A 284-nucleotide genomic window follows, 5' to 3' on the forward strand; every position below is an offset into this window, starting at 1 on the left:
ACCCGGCCGGTGTCGTCGAAGATCGGCAGCTTGATCCAATCGAGCCCGGCCGGGTGAAGCAGTATCGCGGCGCCGTCGAAGGCGAACCGGGACTGTATGTCTGCGGCCTGCATTTCCAGCACTCGACCTCCTCCACCATGATCCACGGCGCGGCACGCGATGCCGGCTACGTCGCCGGCACGATCGGCACGCTGGGCGTCGCCTTCCTGGCCCCGATCGTGGTCAAGTTCGCATTGGCCTTCGGCCCGGCCGAGTATTTCTCGCTGATGGTGCTCGCCTTCATC

Annotated in this window: 1 protein-coding gene; it reads left to right on the forward strand. The window is 65.8% G+C overall.

Translation table 11 applies throughout. From position 1 onward, the window contains the following. The coding region (locus tag EN846_RS34720) for a tripartite tricarboxylate transporter permease (RefSeq protein WP_348630859.1) at positions 1 to 284 on the forward strand (284 nt) is incomplete at both ends.

It is taken from the genome of Mesorhizobium sp. M4B.F.Ca.ET.203.01.1.1, from assembly GCF_004791025.1.
Lineage (GTDB): Bacteria > Pseudomonadota > Alphaproteobacteria > Rhizobiales > Rhizobiaceae > Mesorhizobium > Mesorhizobium abyssinicae.